An 18635-nucleotide genomic window follows, 5' to 3' on the forward strand; every position below is an offset into this window, starting at 1 on the left:
AAGGTTTCGAATACCAACATACGAAACCTTGCAATTTCCCGCTACCATTTTGGCACAATCGACGAGCAAATTCATATATTTTAGAGTTATTCAGGCCAAGCTATATAGTTTATATTCTATCCAGTCCTTTTGTTTCCAGAGAGTTAAAAATTATTTTAGATTTAACAGGCTCAAACCTTTTTGATTGGTCGCGTTATATTCGTTCGATCTGCGCAAGGTTTTTGGAGGTGACGTCGGAAGTCGGCCCGCGGCGGGTTAGTCTAACTTAAAAAGGGCAACTTGTGTCGGTGCGCTGCCCACCTTTACGAAGACCGCAAACATTGGAACATTCGCCGGGTCAACTGGTTGGTCCGAATAGAAATTCTACACTTCCATAAATGCATGTACAGGAGGAACAGGTTTGGCTCAGAATGCGCAAAGAGAGGCGGGGTATCGCTGGATCGGGATCAGCGTGGTCGCGGTGGCATTGCTTGGTTGGCTGCTCGCCCTCTATTTATGGTCTGCATCGGCGGAGACAGAGGCCGAACTGGAACGGCAGATCGCACTTAACGGCGAGGCAACGGAACTGGATGCCCGCATCGTTGCGCTTCGGTCTGAGGTGACGCAGACTGAAACGACACGGGAGGAAAGCAGCAGCGAGCTGGATAACCTGCAGCAACGGTTGATCGAAGCGCAAAAGGCCGTCGCCTCGTCGGAGGACCAGGCTCAGACAATGCAGGAAGAGCGTGACGCTCTCGAAGCAGAAATCGCCGAAATGACCAGCCAGCAAAACACTCTGCAGGATGATATCGCGCAGGCACAGGCTCAGGTCGCAGAGACGTCGCAAGAGTTTGCCGATGTCGGCGAGCGGCTGGAGCAAGCCAGACGTCAGGAGGTCGATGTTCAGGGAAGCGTTTCTGATCTGACCTCCGACGTTGCCAGATTGACCGAAGAGGCATCTGGGGCAGAGAGCCGGGTGCAGGCGGCACGGGAAGCTGAGGCCGCGCTGGAGCAGCGGGTAGCTGCAGCCCGCCAGGATCTGGAAGAAATCGAGACTGCGCGGAATACAGTCGAGCAGTCAACGGAGACGCTGGTTCAGCGTCGAGACCAGTTGGCCTCCCAGACCGCTGAAGCCGAAGGCCAGATGCAGCATCTGCAGGAACAGATCGTCCAGCTCACCCAGGACTTGGCGGATCGAAGCGAGCGACTTGTCGAGTTGCAGACAAGTATTGCTGACATGCAAGAAGAAGCAGCTCAGCCAGCGCGCGCTGCCGCATCCGGCCTCATTCTCGGGGAACGTTATGAAGCCGGCCCAGTGCTGGCCACGTTTTCTGATCAAGGTACGTTTGAAATGGCCAATGCTAGTTCAGGCGAAGAAGTGTCGGGTGACTACTCTCTTGAAGAGGAAATGCTGACATTAAGCGATGCCACAGGTGACCTCGGAAACGCCAATTTTCCAATGCGCTGCAATATTGTGGCAGACGCGGCAGGCTTCACGCTTGAGAGCGAGGACGGGTCTTGCGAGCTTCTGTCAGGAACATCGTTCTCCCGCGTCAGTCCGTGATTTCACGAGGTCTGGGTGCTTTTAACTGAGCACCATCCTCTATCCACCACGTCGGGATCGTATCTGAACAATGGCTCAAAAATAATAGGAAAGGGCGATCCCGCTAATGCAGGCCGGGCATTCAGGTCGCGATCTTGTTTACCTCGGTGACGCAGGTATTTCGCTTCATTCGTTCTGGCGTGGAGGACAAGCCCAAGGAGCATCCTTATGATATGGCATTTTCAGATCAATACTCATTCTATTGCCAGTTGTATCTGTAAGTAGAGTAATTGAGCATTATCCCTCATCGATCGAAGATCGTATCGTCGCATCGTTTAGGTCCGGGAACATAAATAGCAATATTCTGTTGTACCATAGATATAGATGTCGCGACCCGGGGGAGATCGCGCTCCCTCGGCATTTTCCAGCTTGCCATTTTCTGCTCCCCATTGAGGCAGAGTGTTCGAGCTATCGCTGGCTTGGAGAGTGACTGGTCACAAGAAAATTGACGGGAGATGACAATGAAAGAACACACAGGTCAGAGCAAATCGCTTGACGATCTCGAGCGCGATGCAGAGCGTGATCGAGCTGCACTCGCCGGCAGCGTCGCGGAATTGCAAGGACGTCTTGGCGGTGACGGAGGTGGCCTGTCCGGCTTTGTTTCGAACCGTGCACGCGGCTATGTAGAAGAGCGCCGTTCGGCTGCTGTGGAAGGTGCCTGGAGGCGGATGGAAGACCACCCGCTGCAAACAGTCGCGATGGCCGCGGTGGTCGCTTATCCGGTCGTCCGCATCGTCACGAAGATACCGGCCCCTATCCTTCTGCTCGGGGCCGGAGTGGCCCTTACGGGACGCGGTGGCTCCGGTCAGTTCAATGCGGGGCAGTCCGAAGAGCATGAAAAATCCAGGACCATGATCGCACCCGGCGCGGTAGAGACGACGTCTGTGCCGGAGAACGAGCTGACAGAGCTGGAGGTGTCAACCCCCGTGAGTGCGCGTACAAGCGTCGGAGCAACGAACCTTACGTCATCGGGGCTGAAAGCGAGCGCGGGTCACACAAGATCCGACACTCTTCACCGTGTCCGGGACGGTGCGACCGAGGCCGGCCGGGCAGGTGGAAAGACGATGGTTGCGGCGATCCGGCGTAACCCGGCGATCGCCGGAGGCGTCAGTTTGGCGATCGGCGCGGCGCTTGCAGCAATCCTCCCCCGGACACGGGCCGAGGGGCGGACCCTTGGCGAAGCGGCGAAAGATGTCCGTGAACGGGCTCGATCATTGTCCGCAGAGGGCGTCGAGGCCGGACGTCAGGCAGTCGAAGCGGCGATCGATGCTGCTGCCGACGAGGGGGAAGAGCAAGGTCTTACCGGAAAAGACGCACGAAATACGATCCGTGAAGGGGCCGACAAGGTGGGTAAGACGATCCACAGTGCTGCGGATAACGCGAAGGATGCCATCGAAGGGGCCACCGGGCGCGCATCGGATGGAAAATCCGAGAGCAAGTCCAGCTAAGTAGCAATTTTTTGCGAACCTGACGAGATAAACGATCGAAATTGAAGGAGCGAACGATGCCGGATGACATGAAAAAGGACGATGCAAAAAGCCGGGGATCCGAGGGCGCGGGCGGTACAAACAAAGAAGATACCAAGGCCAAGACGAATGCTTTGGAAAAATCGGCTGAAAAGGCGAAAGCAGACGCACAGTCGACAGGCACGAAGGTGAAAAAGGAGGTCGGTACTGTCGTAGAGGAGGCCCGCAAGGCCGCAACTCACGTGAAGGAGCAGGCCGGGCAAGCTGCTGGCGATGTCGCTGGAAAAGCCCGAGACGAGATTCACGGTGCGATTGACGAACAAAAGAATGCCGGGGTCGAACGTCTACAGAGCATTGCCGGGGCGATCGGCCGGGCCGGGGATGAACTGGGAAAGGAAGTTCCGTTCGTCGGTGAGGCGCTGGACCGGGCTGCACGAGAGCTCGATGACCTTGCCGAGGCAGTTCGTGATCGGGAGCCGCGAGAGCTTCTGGACGTGGCGCAAGATTTCGCTCGGCGCCAGCCAGTGCTGTTCGCAGGCGCCCTTGGACTTGTCGGCTTTGCAGCTGTGCGGTTTTTCAGGGCCTCTCCGCAGTCGAGTGGCAAAAGCTACACGTCGTCGTCTGGATCGGATCGAGCAAACACAACGTTCGTGCCTGAAGGTGCGCCGAAACCGAGCGGTGCGGCTTCGGGTGATCCTGGGGGCGTTGACCCCGCCGCGCCGGGCTTCGGTGCAGTGAATAAAGAGACCAAGGGAGCAACGTAATGCAACCTTTTGAAACATCGCGCCGGGGACAACCTTCAGGGTCATCCCCGACCGCGGAGCCGTCGGTTCCTGATCTCATGTCCAATATCCTCGGTCACGCATCGAAACTAATGCGGACCGAGTTGCGATTGGCGCGGGGCGAGGTCACGTCCAAGGTCAAGGAAGCCGGTATTGGGCTCGGCCTTCTCGCGGGAAGCGTGGTCCTGGGGCTAGCAAGTGTGGTGATGCTACTCGTAACGATCATGGCCGTCCTGGCAGCCCTCGGCGTTCCTGTCTGGCTGGCAGCGTTCCTTGCGCTCCTCCTGGGGCTTGGCGGGACGGCCGGGCTGGCTTGGGCAGGTTTTCAGCGATTGAAAGCCGATGAAATGCTGCCGGAGCGGACATTGCGACAGTTACAGCGTGATCGGCAGATGGTGAAGGAGGAGGTGCAATGAGTGATGTAACGACAGGAGGTCCGACAAATCCTCGGGCGATCGTGATCGATGGACCGAAGCGGGATTTCGTCGGCAGTCTTGGCATAGCCGCGCGCGACAATCCTGCAGCAGCTGCTCTGATCGCTATGGGGGCTGTATGGCTCTTCGCCGGCGGCAGCCAAGTCTCGATATTGGGCAGCCAGAAAAGTCCCCGCTCCAGGCGGTCTAAGCCTGTCGGTGGTTCCCACGCACCTGCCGTCGTTGGGCTGTATGCTCAGGGCGCCTTGGCCGCCGCTGAGGATGCAGCAGGCGGTGCGCGGCAGACCATTCGACGTGCTGGAGAAACGACGGGCGACCTCGTCGGACGTGCAGAGACCTTGGGGAAAGATGCCGTCGGCACAACTGTCGATGTGGCTGGAACCATGAGGGAGAGTATCTCGTCAGCCGTAAGCCACACCGGATCTGCCGTATTCGAAGCGGGAACGGCGACCTCACGTGTCGTTCAGAATACTGCCGACACAGCTTGGAACGAGGTCGTGGATCTCGGCCTTTCGGTCCGCGAGATGCTGGAAGATCGGCCGCTTGCCATCGCCGCTCTGAGCCTTGCCGCCGGTGCCGGCCTCGCACTTGTTCTTCCACGCACCCAGGTCGAGCAAGACCTCGTGGGCGAGCAAAGCGAGGCATTGCAGGGGCGCGTGGGTTCCTTGGCGTCGGAGCGGATCGGCGATGTCCGGGAAGGTGGAGAGGCGGCGTTCGCGCAGGCAATTCGTGAGGCCCGGGCGAACGGTATTACCGAGGACGTCGTTAAATCCGCGGTGGAGGACTTCACCGCGAGATTGGGAAAGGTAGCTCGCGCTGCACGTGAAGGGGCAAGTAGCTAAAGAAATCTAAAAAGTCTCGATTGCTTGACCAGAGGGTCGGCTGGAACAGGCTGCGCCATGACGGGCAAAGCCTATTCTTTAGTTCAGGCTGAACAACGCTGCCCATGAGCGAGATAGCCGTTTTCTGTCCTGATCACTTGCAAGATAGCGGCGAGAATGAAGGCCAGCAAAGCCCTGAGGTGGGCCAGGATCTTGCGGATGTTATGGCCGCAGCCGCAGAGCACGGCGAAGATGGCGTCCCCGGACGTGCCCTTCAGCGGGCAGCGGGATAAGCGTCCGTCTGTCTTCATATGTCCGATCTCGGGCTCGATGGCGCTGCGTCGCCTCAGCAGCGCTTTCAGCTTTTGCGTCAGGCCGCGGCGGGTGCCGCTGATCAGCACCTTCGTTTCCAACATCCCATGGCCGCGATACCCGCGGTCCACGACCGCCAGATCCGGGATCTGACCGGTCAGGATCGCAACCTGCTCCAGCGCTTCGGGCAGGGTGTGGCCATCGTAAGGATTGCCCGGCAGGGCACGCATGCCCACGACAAAGCCCTCGTCGATGGTGGTGGCCAGACTGACCTTGGTGCCGAACTCATAGCGCTTGCGTGCCTTACCCTTGGAGATGCAATCGACCTCGGGCTCATGCAGGGCGTAGATCTTGCCGTGGCTTTTTGGGGACTGATGCAGCAGACGACCGACGAGCACGAGAGTGTCCAGAACCCGTTCGCGGAAGGGCCCCTCCGCAATCCCGTCCAACTGCCGGCGAATATCCCGCAGGACACGACCGGTGTATCCCTTCAGCTGTTTCAGAGCCTTGCCCATGCGTTTGAACTGCCTGGCATGGGCGTAGCGCCCAATCCGCACCGCCAGGCGCGGGGCCAGGCGGTTGTAGTTCTGCCGCAACGTGATCCCGCCTTCATCGGCAAGGGCGACAAGCTGATGACGGGCCCTCTCATAGAGACGTGCATCGGTTGGGTGGGCAATGTTCTTTTCCATACCGGGAGCGGGACTGGGATACGCGTGCGGGTCGGATCGCGCTGGAGATCCCGAAGCTGCGCAAGGGCAGCTACCTGCCGAGCTTTCTGGAACCCCGGCGCACGGCCGAGAAGGCCTTGGTGGCGCTCGCCATTGTCCTCGAACCGATGGCGGACAAGGCTCGCTCCAGGAGGCATATGTTCAAGGCATCTCCACCCGCTCGGTGGACGACTTGGTGAAGGCCATGGGCGCTGGCGGCATGTCCAAGAGCCAGGTCAGCCGGCTTTGCGGCGAGATCGATGAACGGGTGAACGTCTTCCTGAACCGACCGCTGGAAGGCGCATGGCCCTATCTTTGGCTGGATGCCACCTATCTGAAGGTCAGGGAAAGTGGCCGCATCATCAGCCGTGCCGTGATAGTGGCCGTTGCCGTGAATGAAGACGGCAAGCGGGAGGTTCTGGGTATCGCCGCCGGTCCATCTGAAGCGGAGACTTTTTGGACAAACTTCCTGCGCTCGCTGGCCGACCGCGGCCTGCGCGGCGTCAAGCTGGTGATTGCTGACGATCACAAGGGCCTGAGGGCCGCTGCTCGCCGGGTTTTCAACGCCAGTCAGCAAAGGTGTCGCGTTCACTGGATGCGGAATGCACTGGCGCATGCTCCCGCCAAGAGCCGCGCAGCGGTCGCCGCGATGTTGAAAACGATTTTCGCCCAGGAAACCAAGGCCGAGGCCCAGTGGGGTGTTGTCGCCGATGCCCTTGGCGAGAAGCAGCCCAGGCTCGCAGCCATGATGGACGCCTCCCGCGACGACGTGCTCGTCTACATGGACTTCCCGCGCGGGCACTGGACGCAGATCGCGTCCACGAACCCGCTTGAACGGCTGAACCGCGAGATCAAGCGTCGCGCCGACATTATCGGGATCTTTCCGAACGACGGCGCCATCATCCGCTTGGTTGGCGCGCTCATGCTGGAAACCAACGATGAATGGGCGGTCGCACGACGATACATGAGCCTTGAAACCCTAGCCCGCGTTACCGACAATCCCAATGTCAGGCTGCCCGCCGTGGCAACCTGATCAGACTCGGACCTTTCCGGAGGTCGGCGCTCTTACACCAGTCGGTGGGACAGTATCAAACGACCCCGAGCGCGTCCGATCAATATCTACTCGTGAATACGCAAAAACCGGTCAATATTTAGCGCCATTGGTTTGATTGCATGATTTTCTTTAATTGCGCCATTATGTAAGCAAAAATATCAGCAATCAGAAACAAATGTTATTGACAGCCTGTCTGCGCAATTTCTTGGCAGTTTCAGGAACAATATTTCTCAACGTTAGTTAGCCTGTCATCAAGACAAATTGGTAACCGTTGGAAGGGTATAGAAACATGCTTATGAAGCTTTTGGGAAGCGTAGCTGCCACGGCAATTTTTGCGACCACCGCTCTGGCTCAGGACACAGGAACGACGGCACCGGTCGCAGGCGGCGAGGTCGTTGTCGATCAAGCCGATCCCCAAGTCGACGTGATCGTTCCCGCACCCGATGTGGACGTGACACAGCCGGCGCCCGAGGTGACCGTGGATCAGCCCGAGCCTACCATATCCGTTCAACAGGCACCTCCTCAAGTGACCGTCGAGCAATGCGCGCCGACCATCACGGTCACGCAGGCGTCCCCGACTGTCACCGTAGATATTCCTCAGCCACGCGTCGCGGTTCGCATGGCGGATCCTACCGTTCAAGTGTCCCAAGGTGAGCCGCAGGTCATGGTTGACACACCAGAACCAACCATCAATTACATCGCGCCCGAGCCCAACATCGTTGTCAGCGATGCAGAAGCGCAGGTCAATATCAGGGAGACGGAGGCTAATGTCGAAGTCGACGCTGCCGAGGAAGCACGGGTCAATCTGACCACCGAAGAACCCAACATCAATGTTCAGGAAGGCGGCGAGGCGGACGTGACCGTTGCTGCAGCACCCGAGCCAAATGTTGAAATCCAGGATGGGGGCGCGGCGAATGTCGATGTGAGCCAAGGCGAGCCTGAAGTCGATGTCACCGGAACTGGTATGTCCGGCATGCAGATGCGGGAAGGTTATCAGGCAGCAGATACAGCGATGTTGACCGCAGAAACCGTCGAAGGCACGGATATCTATTCGGCAGATGATGAAGTTGTTGGCCAGGTGAATGACCTGGTCATGACGGCAGACGGTCAGATCGAGCAAATCATCGTCGGCGTGGGGGGCATGCTTGGCGTGGGGGACCGTAACGTCGCCTTGACCATGGACGAGGTTACCTTCCAGCAATCGGTGGAGGGTGACGAACTGCGCGGCTATATCGCGGCGCAGTCCTCGGAAATCGCAGACATGCCGGAATATGAAGGCGCCAACTGATAGAGAGCTCATGGCTGCTGCGCTTTTTTCGCAGCAGCCGCTTTCACCGTCGCATCTGTCGGTGTTTCAGACGATGGGTTTGGTGAGCTTTGTGTGACTATCCCCTGGTATTTTCTCAACGGTTTTTTCGAAATGTCCGCGTGGGGGGTCAGCGTTAATCGACCCTCATATTATTATATCCAGGGCGATGGTTGGAGCCAAGAAGAGCTGTAGCCATAACAAGACAATTGTTTTCTTCGCAAGTACCTTCGGTGGTTTAAAGAGCTGCTGACCGCTTGGAAGACTATCTTTAGGAGAGTGGAATGTACCGCAACGTTACAACAATCTACCGTGCATTTGCGACCGCAGATTTAGTGCGGCAGGAGTTGATCGATCTGGGTATCACGTCCGACAATATTCACGTCATTCCCGATCAGGACGATCTGGTCGGAGCGGATGGCACTCGCTCAAATCAGAAATACTCTGATCAGCTTCATGACCTGCATCTGCCGGAAGACGATCTAAGGACATATCAGCAGAGCGTCCGCCAAGGGGACTATGTCGTGTCCGTGGAGGTCGATGAAGACAGGCTTGTGCATGTGCAAGACATCATGCGCCGTCCGGAGCAAGAAGCACATAATCTGGGTCAACGATCGAGCGAGTTTCAGGATGCAAGTATCGACCCCTACAGCGATCCTCAAATGGACCGAAATAACTCCGAAATTCTCGCGAAGCGCGACGTGGATCATGATGATCCCTATTCGCGCTCATACACCCGCAGCAATCGTCTGGCTAAAAAGCCGCGTTGATCGGTCCTTTTTCGTTGACGATATCTGAAAGGAGAAGACATGGCTGAGTATCGCGATCCAAAAGTCACCAAGCCGACCGGATCAAAGGGCAGCAGTATCGGCAAGTGGATTGGTATAGCAATTGCCGTTCTTGTCGTTCTGTTTCTTCTGGGCTGGCTCCTCGGGTGGTTTGCCGACGATGACGCGACTGTCGCAACCGAGGAATCACGTGCCCCGGTGATCGTGGAAGACACCGTTCCCGCGACGGGTAATGATGCCGATAGTGATATGTCGGTGGAAATCATCGAGCCCGGTGAAGCACCTCCGGTGGCAGCTGATGGGGCGAATACGGAGACGACAACCGTTCCGATCCAGGATCCTGCCGGCACTCCAGCCAACTGATCTTGTCAGTCAAGTTAATCGCTACTCCTGGGTCCAACGCGCCGGCGTTGGGCGTATTTCTGATGTCCGTCATTAAAAAAACGTAAGGCCCGGTCATCTGGCACAATGTCGGGCTTCGGCAGCGCGTAGCGCATGCACAAATCACATTGGGACGCCCCCCCGGATGCAGTATCCTCGTCATCGATAAGCTCGCATCCCGCACCGTGGCTCACCCGTCAAGCATCATCCACGACCACCAATCTGGCCAACAGCCAGACTGAGAAGCTGGAGAACAGCATGGATGCCCACCAGTTCAAGGCCGCCATCGGGGGGATGTCGGAGGCCAATACTCGTGAGATCCTCGACCCACTCGACCGGGCGCGCGCGCATGCGATGCTGCTGCGGATCAGACTGCGCCTTCCGGAACGCGCCGCATTCGGAGCGATTGCAGAGGATCTGGACTACGCCTTGAGCATTATCCCCCGGGTTGTCACCTCTATAGCATGCCGCCGAGATCAAGGATGGGTGAGAACGGCGGTGCAAAAATCGGCCACGGTAGCGGCGGGATGATCCCAAACCATTCCGAAGATCGACGGTGACCACCAGCGTCACCACCGGCCGCGCGCTACGCTACGCCGGAGCTCCGCGCGCGGCCTCTTACACCAACTGCTGGGACATGGCCCAGCAACCGATCCCCGTGGGCGCCGGCACCCGCTGATCGATCATCGCATCATGGGGGGCTTCTGGGCCGCTTGCCGATACAATCGTGCCCGCTTGTGTCGGCCGCCTGTCAGCTCTCAGAGCAACCAAAGCACAACCCCGATGGCCGTGATGCCCGCCGAGAGAAGCACGATCAGGACTGTGATCCGACCACCGGGTTGCAGTCGCGCCATGTGGGTTGTCAGTCTGCGCCGAGATTTGCGGTTCTCCAGCCAGGCACTCAGGAAGATCAGCTGCGCGGCGAGCAAGAATACGGTTGCGGCGACCTTTGGAACCCAAGTGGGTTGAAAAAGACCGAAGACGGCGTGGAGGCCAATAGCCACGCCTGCAGTCGCCAAACCTGTGCGGATCCAGCCCGAGAACGTCCGCTCGACCGCCAGGATCGTCCGATCTTCAGCGAGGTCCGTACGGTCTTCGGCAAGCTGTTCCTTGGGGGCCATAGCTTAATCCTAGGCGCCGTAATGTAGGCATTCAAGGAGCTCTGGAGTGGCCCTCGACGGAAAAAACCCAGACAACACGTCGGGGCACACGCGTGGCTTTATGGCATCGACCTGTTGGAGACTGAACCGGGGAGGAATGTGTCCGCAACACTTGTCATCGCAATCAGTTGCTGCAACGCCCACTGTGTGCACAGGGCCAATGGCAGGTACGGCAGCATTGCCGCAACCTGTAACGCCCGGCCTAAAAGACTAGATGCCTTGATGGTTTCCCCCCGCTAGGCGGCGGCATGATCATACCATTGAAGAAATGGGGTGCATTGGGCGCAACGGGGTATTTAGAAAGCTCCTTGTTGATCCCCCGAACTCGCCAAGGGGAGACCAAAGGGACACAAAACTACCCTTTGAAAAAAGGGTCGGGAGGGAGGGGATGTATCGATCGCGCTGACACTGGCCCCGTTTCAGTACATTCACTTTGTATGCTTCTCGCCAGGCTGCCATCGAGGTCCGGGAGCCTTGTCGGATCCGGCAGGCCAGCCCTCTCGTTGCGCGCGGCGATCTCCGTCGGTTTGCTCCGTCTGATCGTGCCATAAATGCACCTCGGTGGGAAAAGGCATGTCTATGCCGGCGGCATTCAAAGCCTTGCAGGCCTCAACAATGACTCGCCCTCGAGTGTTAATGACGCTGGCTTGGTCGGGCCTGGTCCACCAGCGTAAGCGGATGGTATTTTGATAGGCGTCGATACCGACCGGGATGGCCTCTGGTGTAGGATCCGCCAAAACCCCCTCGCAGTTTTTCGCTACCTTGATGAGGAGTTGCATGGCCTTCTCCCAGTCATCGCTGCAGCCGATGCCGATATCATATTCGGAGCGACGCAAATCAAATGCCGTATTGACCGTGAAGGTGCCCGTATAGATCTGTGAATTGGGGATCACCACGCGGCGGCCGTCATAGGTCTTGATGTAGGTAGCCCGCGTTTCAATGTCTTCGACCGTGCCTTCGAACCCGCTCACGGCGATCTGATCTCCGACACGGAAGGGTTGGCGCAAGAGGATGAGAACGCCGGAAAGTAGGTTTTGCAGAATGTCCTTGAAGGCAAAGCCGATCGCAACGGAGCCAATCCCAAGACCGGAGAGTAGGTCCCCGGGTCGAAGCGAAGGCAGAACGATAGTCGCGGCCAGTAGAAAACCAAGGACCATAATTGACCACCGGAAGAGCTATGGCCGATTTTGGGTGATGGGGTCTGAGAAGGCGGCGTATCGTGGTGGGTGTCAAAGCCTGCCAGAACCTCCCGAAGGAGCGATACGCCTTGGAAGATGATATCACGATCACCCCGCTTCACCAGCCCGGATCTGTCGTTGATCCACTCACCGAGATTGCACGCGACGGCGCCCGGCAGATGCTGGCAGCGGCACTCAGGGCTGAGGCCGCGAGTTTTGTCGCGCAGTTTGCTGAGGAGCGCCTGCCCGATGGCAGGCAGCGCGTTGTCCACCACGGCACCGGCCCTGAGCGGAACATCCAGACCGGGATCGGCCCTATCCCGGTGCAGAGACAGAAGGTGCGCGACCGGGCAGCTGATGCGCCGCCGGAGGACAAGATCCGGTTCAATTCGCGCATTCTTCCGAAGTGGGCGCGCCGTTCGCCTAGCCTTGATGCTCTGCTTCCGGTCCTCTACTTGCGCGGCGTCTCGACTGGAGACTTCCAGGAGGCTCTGAGCGCGCTGGTCGGTCCGGATGCGCCCAACCTGTCGCCAGGAGCGATCTCGCGGCTCACGGGCGAGTGGCAAGCAGAACATGACCGCTGGCAACGCCGAAACCTCTCGGCCCGGCGCTACGTCTATGTCTGGGCCGACGGCGTGTATCTGCAGGCCCGGATGGAGCCGCAGGCCGAGTGCATGCTGGTGATCATCGGGGCGACGCCGGAAGGGAAGAAGGAGCTGCTGGGGTTCCAGGTTGGGGTCCGCGAGAGCGCGCAGAGCTGGCATGAACTGCTGGTCGACCTCAGGGCCCGCGGCCTCTCGGCGCCACCGGACCTCGCGGTCGGAGATGGTGCCCTTGGCTTCTGGAAGGCGCTGGATGAGATCTTCCCCGACACGCGCCACCAACGCTGTTGGACCCACAAGGTGTCCAACGTCCTGAACAAGCTTCCGAAGTCGATGCACCCGGCGGTGAAGACTGACCTGCGGGAGATCTGGCAAGCCGCGACCCGCGCGGCGGCAGAGACCGCCGTCAATACCTTCGTCGAGAAGTATGGCGTGAAATACGAGAAAGCCGTCGCCTGCCTGACCAAGGATCGAGAGGCACTGCTGGCCTTCTACGACTTCCCGGCCGCTCACTGGGACCACCTGCGCACGTCCAACCCGATCGAGAGCGTCTTCGCGACCGTCCGCCATCGCACCGTCCGAACCAAAGGCGCGTTGTCTCAGAAGACAGCGAAGCTGATGGTGTTCAAGCTGGTTCAGGCCGCAGCGAAGAAATGGCGACGACTGAAGGGCGCAAACCAGTTGCCTCTCGTCGTCGAAGGCGTCAAGTTCACTGACGGTGTCGCCGAGCAGGACGCCAACGAAAGCCGCGCCGCTTGATCAGGCCGCGTCACCCAAAATCCCGCATAGCTCACACCGGAAAAGCGCAGCCCCGACATTCGCAAGCGCCGGTCGTCCGCGACGGGCCAGGGTTTGCGTAACTGCATAACTCAGCAAGCGAGCCAAGAGATAAAAAACAACAAGCAAGAGCGCCGCAGCAATAAGGTTTGGCACGAGGCGGATCAGGCCGTTGATCCAACCCTCCACCTTGTCGAGGATCGTCCCGATATCTGCCCGAACGTCTATGATCTCTTCCATAACTTTCCTTTATAGAATTTTTTGTGCAGGCGGGGTGGTTCCTCTTCTGAGGTGCGACAAGCCATCATTTGCTGCTTTCGCAGATCGAGGAGCATCCCCTCGACATCGCATCTCACCCGGTCGCGCCAGCGTTTCGATCGGCAGCCGATGGAAGCACTGATGACCGCAAGGTAAGAGCCCATTTTGCCCATTCACCAAACCCATATGCAAAGTGCGGAAAGTGCTACTTGCCGTCTATCGGTCAAAGCGGCCTAGGTCCCGGCGTCTGACTGCGAACTCTGTCTTTTCTGCGCTGCGTCGATGATCGAAAACGAGCCGTCCGACTCCAAAATCACCGCTTCGATGTTCGTAAACCCGCGTTGGCCGCTGGTGCGGATTACCGTTTCGAGTTCTGCCTCGGTGACCCGGGCCCGGTGCATCGCCTCTGATAGCATCGCACCGTTGCGGAGGAGGAGCGTCGGCTCCGAGCGCACCGCCCGCGAGAAAGACGGGGAACGGATCGAAATGAATGTCACCATATACTGGAGCACGATAAGCAGAACGAGCCCTGTCATGCCTTCGGCTAACGCGACGCTCTCGCTGAGAAGGATGGTCGCCAGCGTCGAACCAAGAGCGACGGTAATTACGAGATCGAAAGCGTTGAGCTTGGCCAGTGTCCGTTTGCCCGAGACCCGAAGCGAGAGTACGAGGAACACATAAGCAAGCGTACCGACGATGATCGTGCGGACGATCCCGCTCCAGCTTTGAAAAAACATCTCTGTCCAGTTCATGCGCGTCTCCTCAACTGGGAACTATGGCCCGTTTACACTCTGCTTCTTCAATCCCTTTTTCGAGAGATCCTATAGCGATGCAACGTGCATCGGTAGGGATCGACGGCCTTTCTCGCAAAGCCGCTCCGGCACATAACGCCCGTAACGGGCAGAAAGGCAGGCCGCGGGTTGAGTACGCCGTGGGCAGACGCGCTTTTTGAGGGGGCAATAGACGGCCAGGTTGCCGCGTTTCTGAGCCGTGTCAAAAAGCAATGCTGCAACGCAGCGATAACTCGTGACACATATCTTCATGATCGGCAGTCTGATTGTATGGAGCTCGCCGCTTCATTCCTTCGCCGGACCCGCCCTCCTCCTCCCTGCGGGATCGGTCACAAAGACCTTGAAGGCCATCGGGCTTGCCGCTCCTCTCCTCCCTGCGGTCAAGTCCGGTGGTTTACGGTTTTGTATGCTTAACCCTCGTGGGTCGGTGAACCGGAACGCCCATGAGCAGTGGCAGCCCTGAGGCAGCGGGAACAATCGCTCAACTCACCTGTTTGCCAACTTTGAAGGTGATACATGAACAAACCTGACCTCGCCGGACGGCGCATCTTGGTAGTAGAGGACGAGTTCATCTTGAGCCTTCATATATGCCGGCTGATCGACGATTGCGGCGGAGTGGTGGTCGGACCAGCACCCACTTTGGATGGTGGCTATGCGCTTCTTCGGGAGAAGCCTCTGCCAGATGGCGGCATTCTCAACATCCGGCTTGGCAGTGACACATCCTATCCCTTGGCGGATGATCTCCTCGCTGCAGGTGTTCCTATCATCTTCGCAAGCAGCAAGGACAGGGCGACCATTCCGGAAAGGTATGGAGACGTGCCGCTTGTCGCAAAGCCGATCGACATGGTGATTGTGGCGCAGACGCTGTTTTCTGCTCCCTAAGCCACATCCCTAAAAATATCCGATCCAGAGATGATGATTGCGGCGAGGATGATTGTGTCGAGGAAGATGTCACCTCATCGCTCATGGCGGATCGCGATGCGGCGCCAGTCCTTCATACCACCGAAGGTTAAAAGGTGAATCAATAGGATACGCGTGTCGAGATGGCTGTTTGCAGCCTTCTGAAAGCTGCTACATGGGCAGGAATATCAAAAAAAGGCCCGCATTTACGCGGGCCTTCGCTTTTGTCTACGTCAGAAACAAAAGGCCCTGTGTGTCGGGCCGGAACGGCCTCACTCGCGGGTGCGGGTCAGATCGTCGCCAGAAAGGCCAGTGCGCTCGTCATCCACCTCAACCTCAGTATGACGGACGGTGTCGGACACTGTCTCCTGATGGCTGTCGCTGGTCTTGCGGAGTGCGATCTCCTCAACGACGCGCGCCTCCTTGGACACAACAGCTTCCTCGCGATGCTCCTCTGCCTCCAGCGTCCGCTCGCGGTAGTCTGCGTTCACTTCTGCAGGGCGATCTACCGGCGTCCGGACCAGTTCAACCCGCTCGTCGCGTAATTCAATTGTCTCACTGACCGGCGTTTCTACCGTATAAGCGCGGACGCGCACACGTCCATGGCTGGTGTCGCGCTTGCCAACACGCAATTTCTCCTCAATGACCGGGATCGAGTCACCCGAGGGGGCGGCAGATTGCTCGCTGGCAGCCGGGCGTTCCGCCGCATAGGAACTCGCTTCATAGCCGCCCCACCCCTCGTTACGCCAGCTTGCCTCACGTTCATCAAGGTCCACGGTCTGTTCGTCACCAAGAATATCGAGGGCAGTCTCATACTCGATGGCGTTCAGGTCGCTAATGCTTACCAGGTAGCTGCCCCGCGACAGGCCCTCGGCATAGGTGTAGCGATCTTCATCGGGCATGAAGAAGTCGCTCAGACTGTCCCAGAAGCCCTTCTCATGTCCACTATCTGTGCCGGCGGTGGCGTCAGTGCCGGACCCACCGGTGACACGGATGCGGGCGATAGGAAGGCCGGCCTGCACCAGCCGATCGACGGCGCTTTGCGCATCGGCGTGGCTGTCAAACAAAGCGGAGGCGGACGTGTGTCCAGTGGCGGCGGTAGCATTATCATAGGTCATCGTAATGATCCTCGCTATTTAGGATCAGCAAACGGTTTGGACGTTTGTATGTTCCCCGCAGCCGTCAGCCGCGTCAGCAGCTGTTTCGACGCCCTGAACGTCGGAACTTGCTTTTCCTCGACCTGCACAGGGTCGCCGTTTCGGGGATTACGTCCCATCCTCTGCTTCCGCATCTTGCTCGCAAAGCTTCCAAACCCCCGGAACTCGACCCTCTTGCCCTGCGCGAGACCCTCGGTGATCTGGTTCAGGATCGCCTCGACGGCGGTTTCCACCACCTGCGGCGACAGATGCGGATAGGTTCGCGCGAGTTTGCGAACCAACTCAGAACGGATCATAAAGCAATTCCTTTGTTTTCGATGATGATCTGGCATTTTCTGGAGGGGCGGGCCTGTGGCACGCCTCCCGAACGTATCCATGGCCAAGTCGGCCGCCAGACGGATGCCCACCCACGACAATTTCTGCTCCTGCACTGTGGGCCAGGAGTGGGGGTAATGCGGAAGAAAACGCAAAGGGTACCCACTGCGGATCTAGTCTTACAGCCCCAGCTCGAAGGAGGGCATCTGGGAGGTATCAGTCGTACATTGGAGCCGTTGATCTCTTGTTCTATTAGTAGACTTAAATTTGACAGCGGATCACGTGTCATTCCTACGAAAGCCTTAGTTCAAATATTGGGCTGCGCGGCAGCGATATTCTTCATTCAACAGTCTGCTAAGTCCCTCTTCGCTATTCTCCGTAAATGTGCCACTTGTTGCTTGCGCTATGGCCCGTTGCAGTACGCCTTCTACAAGGCGGTCGGCGGACAGGTGATCCGGCATCATTTGTCGGGCCGTCTTGATCATCTCCCTAACAATATCTTCAATATTTAGCCCCCCCGGGGGACCGTTTTTGTGGCGTTGATGGTATTGATAATGCAAGTGGTGTAAAAGGGGAGCGGCCAGACTGGGCTTCTGGTAAACATTGAATTGGTTGAAACGTACGGGAACGTTTTGTTTTTCGCACCCTGTCAAGAAGATAAATGGGATTGAACGGTACGACAGTTCATCCGAAACAGCGAATGAGGTGTCGTCCAGTAGCTTCACATCCAAGATCGCCGCCTGCACGATGTCAATATGGTAGATCGCCTTGCAGGCATTGGAAAATGGTCCAACAACCTGATCGCCGCTAGCATCGATTTCACCAACAAGTTGATTTGTTTGAATAAAGTTATTTTCCAAGACGAGAATTCGCAAAGAGGCCACGGGCACCTTCCTCTATTTTGAGTTTTCTTTTCTATAGAACGCTTCATCTTGGACAAACGACACGTGATAGAGAATAAAATTTTTATACAACCTTAAGCGGTTTTATAAAATATTAGCGATATAGGTTAGGCATTGCCTTTCCTGAATTGGCCTCGAATATCGAGCCTTTTAACGAACACTACTTGCGAATATTTGAAAAGATGACCAAAGAGCCTGCCCCCATTAATGCCGATTGCCAAGGAGCGGACAACTTCAAATGCCCGAGATCAACTCCAGCGGTGTAATTCGTCTCAAAGGATCCTTAAGGTTGTATGACATGAGGACGCCCAAAATAACTTCCTCGGATCAGTAGGAAATTCGGCTTCCTCAGGCTAAAGTCGGATTTGGCGCAACATCTGTTGCACTGCCATTCTTTAGGCCATTTGGGAAAGGGTCCGATGATCCAGTACTTGATATATCGCAGCCTTACTGATCTGACGCCGTCCGATGCTAGTTACTCGCACATCTTGATGCGATCGCGGCTGCGCAATGCAGAGTTGGACGTGACGGGGTACCTTCATTGGGAAGATCGCATCTTCCACCAGTGGATCGAAGGACCCGCGGAAATGCTGCTTATCGTCGAGCAGATCATCCTGGCCGACGGAATGCACCGTGACGTGACCATCCTTGATCGGGGCGAAGCTGCAGTGCGCGAATTTGACGGTTGGTCAATGGCAGCCAGTGCGTCCGAAGTCAGTTCGTTGTTCAACTTCATGGCGTCGAGCAAAACTGTGAGCTCCGATCATCCCGCCCATGCTCAAAGTGTCCTACGGTTTATGAAACAGCAACCCTATCAGGCTGACACGGTGACGTGTTATGATCAGCTCACGGACTGTGCATCATCGGCATTGAAAGAGTTGGATTAAATAGCGAGCTGGAAGCCGGCTGCGCTACTCTAAACCTCGATGCCTTCTATCGTTCACAGCTCCTTTCCCTGTAAA

General features: G+C 57.5%; 19 protein-coding genes and 2 pseudogenes. 13 read left to right on the forward strand and 8 right to left on the reverse strand.

Annotated features, from left to right (window positions below; all coding sequences use genetic code 11):
- Positions 1 to 400 precede the first annotated feature (400 nt).
- From E4191_RS18310 to E4191_RS18330, 5 genes are all read left to right on the forward strand, one after another.
- Positions 401 to 1543, forward strand: a complete 1143-nt coding sequence (locus E4191_RS18310; protein WP_139615873.1) for a coiled-coil domain-containing protein — start codon at positions 401 to 403, stop codon at positions 1541 to 1543.
- A 500-nt stretch (positions 1544 to 2043) separates the two neighbouring features.
- Complete coding sequence (locus E4191_RS18315; RefSeq protein WP_139615874.1) at positions 2044 to 3030, forward strand: hypothetical protein; 987 nt, start codon at positions 2044 to 2046, stop codon at positions 3028 to 3030.
- Positions 3031 to 3086: 56 nt separating this feature from the next.
- Positions 3087 to 3812, forward strand: coding sequence for a hypothetical protein (locus tag E4191_RS18320; protein WP_139615875.1), 726 nt, complete (start codon positions 3087 to 3089; stop codon positions 3810 to 3812).
- Between the two features lie 77 nt (positions 3813 to 3889).
- Positions 3890 to 4246, forward strand: a complete 357-nt coding sequence (locus E4191_RS18325) for a phage holin family protein (RefSeq protein WP_176562801.1) — start codon at positions 3890 to 3892, stop codon at positions 4244 to 4246.
- On the forward strand, positions 4243 to 5106 hold the full coding sequence (locus E4191_RS18330) for a hypothetical protein (RefSeq protein WP_139615877.1): 864 nt from the start codon (positions 4243 to 4245) through the stop codon (positions 5104 to 5106). Before E4191_RS18325 ends, E4191_RS18330 begins: the two co-directional genes overlap by 4 nt.
- Positions 5107 to 5189: 83 nt before the next feature.
- Here the strand turns inward: E4191_RS18330 and E4191_RS18335 are convergent.
- Positions 5190 to 6086, reverse strand: a pseudogene (locus tag E4191_RS18335) (IS5 family transposase); the annotation flags it as partial.
- Here E4191_RS18335 and E4191_RS18340 point away from each other — a divergent pair.
- The 5 genes and pseudogenes from E4191_RS18340 to E4191_RS18360 all read left to right on the forward strand — a co-directional run.
- Positions 6086 to 7137: pseudogene (locus E4191_RS18340) on the forward strand (IS256 family transposase); the annotation flags it as partial. The pseudogenes E4191_RS18335 and E4191_RS18340 sit on opposite strands and share 1 nt — an antisense overlap.
- Before the next feature lie 310 nt (positions 7138 to 7447).
- A complete protein-coding gene (locus tag E4191_RS18345; protein ID WP_139615878.1) occupies positions 7448 to 8446 on the forward strand; it encodes a PRC-barrel domain-containing protein in 999 nt (332 codons plus the stop codon).
- Positions 8447 to 8748: 302 nt separating this feature from the next.
- Positions 8749 to 9234, forward strand: a complete 486-nt coding sequence (locus E4191_RS18350; protein WP_139615879.1) for a hypothetical protein — start codon at positions 8749 to 8751, stop codon at positions 9232 to 9234.
- A 39-nt stretch (positions 9235 to 9273) separates the two neighbouring features.
- Complete coding sequence (locus tag E4191_RS18355; protein ID WP_139615880.1) at positions 9274 to 9615, forward strand: hypothetical protein; 342 nt, start codon at positions 9274 to 9276, stop codon at positions 9613 to 9615.
- Between the two features lie 276 nt (positions 9616 to 9891).
- A complete protein-coding gene (locus E4191_RS18360; RefSeq protein WP_139615881.1) occupies positions 9892 to 10164 on the forward strand; it encodes a hypothetical protein in 273 nt (90 codons plus the stop codon).
- A gap of 227 nt (positions 10165 to 10391) precedes the next feature.
- Here E4191_RS18360 and E4191_RS18365 read toward each other — a convergent pair whose 3' ends face one another.
- Positions 10392 to 10754, reverse strand: coding sequence for a YidH family protein (locus E4191_RS18365; protein WP_139615882.1), 363 nt, complete (start codon positions 10752 to 10754; stop codon positions 10392 to 10394).
- A gap of 467 nt (positions 10755 to 11221) precedes the next feature.
- A complete protein-coding gene (locus E4191_RS18370; RefSeq protein WP_139615883.1) occupies positions 11222 to 11950 on the reverse strand; it encodes a mechanosensitive ion channel family protein in 729 nt (242 codons plus the stop codon).
- Positions 11951 to 12060: 110 nt separating this feature from the next.
- On the opposite strand from E4191_RS18370, the gene E4191_RS18375 reads away from it, so the two are divergent.
- Positions 12061 to 13332: an IS256 family transposase gene (locus E4191_RS18375; protein WP_135312179.1), complete on the forward strand. Its 1272-nt coding sequence runs from the start codon at positions 12061 to 12063 to the stop codon at positions 13330 to 13332.
- On the opposite strand, the gene E4191_RS18380 is transcribed toward E4191_RS18375, so the two are convergent.
- A complete protein-coding gene (locus E4191_RS18380; protein ID WP_139615884.1) occupies positions 13333 to 13590 on the reverse strand; it encodes a mechanosensitive ion channel family protein in 258 nt (85 codons plus the stop codon). It abuts the gene before it with no gap.
- A 251-nt stretch (positions 13591 to 13841) separates the two neighbouring features.
- Complete coding sequence (locus E4191_RS18385) at positions 13842 to 14360, reverse strand: DUF421 domain-containing protein (protein ID WP_139615885.1); 519 nt, start codon at positions 14358 to 14360, stop codon at positions 13842 to 13844.
- A gap of 555 nt (positions 14361 to 14915) precedes the next feature.
- Between E4191_RS18385 and E4191_RS18390 the strand changes: the two genes are divergently transcribed.
- Positions 14916 to 15281 (forward strand): response regulator, encoded by a 366-nt coding sequence (locus tag E4191_RS18390; protein ID WP_139615886.1) that lies wholly within the window; start codon positions 14916 to 14918, stop codon positions 15279 to 15281.
- 290 nt (positions 15282 to 15571) lie between these two features.
- Here E4191_RS18390 and E4191_RS18395 read toward each other — a convergent pair whose 3' ends face one another.
- The 3 genes from E4191_RS18395 to E4191_RS18405 all read right to left on the reverse strand — a co-directional run bounded on the left by E4191_RS18395 (position 15572) and on the right by E4191_RS18405 (position 17655).
- A complete protein-coding gene (locus E4191_RS18395; protein ID WP_139615887.1) occupies positions 15572 to 16417 on the reverse strand; it encodes a YsnF/AvaK domain-containing protein in 846 nt (281 codons plus the stop codon).
- Between the two features lie 14 nt (positions 16418 to 16431).
- On the reverse strand, positions 16432 to 16752 hold the full coding sequence (locus E4191_RS18400) for an HU family DNA-binding protein (RefSeq protein WP_139615888.1): 321 nt from the start codon (positions 16750 to 16752) through the stop codon (positions 16432 to 16434).
- A 321-nt stretch (positions 16753 to 17073) separates the two neighbouring features.
- Positions 17074 to 17655: a response regulator gene (locus E4191_RS18405; RefSeq protein ID WP_139615889.1), complete on the reverse strand. Its 582-nt coding sequence runs from the start codon at positions 17653 to 17655 to the stop codon at positions 17074 to 17076.
- 437 nt (positions 17656 to 18092) lie between these two features.
- Between E4191_RS18405 and E4191_RS18410 the strand changes: the two genes are divergently transcribed.
- Positions 18093 to 18560 carry a BLUF domain-containing protein gene (locus E4191_RS18410; RefSeq protein WP_139615890.1) on the forward strand — a complete coding sequence of 156 codons (468 nt, stop codon included), beginning with the start codon at positions 18093 to 18095 and terminating at the stop codon, positions 18558 to 18560.
- Positions 18561 to 18635: the final 75 nt, after the last annotated feature.

The organism is Paracoccus liaowanqingii, from assembly GCF_004683865.2.
GTDB lineage: Bacteria > Pseudomonadota > Alphaproteobacteria > Rhodobacterales > Rhodobacteraceae > Paracoccus > Paracoccus liaowanqingii.